Genomic DNA, 200 nt, shown 5'->3' with positions numbered 1-200 from the left:
AAAACCCGACCGCTAAGGCCAATCTCACCACTGAGCCCCCGCCTGCTCCGCCCTCCGTCACCCTACATTCTTGGAGACCGAAAACATCCGGCTCGTCAGGAAATCCCGGCAGCTTTCCTCCCTGAACAACAGGGCAAGCGCCTGCAAACACAAAGTGCGGTCGGCACTTCCGGCGAATATGTCCTGGCACGGAAGACTTT

The organism is Schleiferilactobacillus shenzhenensis LY-73 (assembly GCF_000469325.1).
GTDB lineage: Bacteria > Bacillota > Bacilli > Lactobacillales > Lactobacillaceae > Schleiferilactobacillus > Schleiferilactobacillus shenzhenensis.
The sequence above is the reverse complement of the archived record's forward strand: the minus strand, read 5'-3'. Positions refer to the sequence as shown.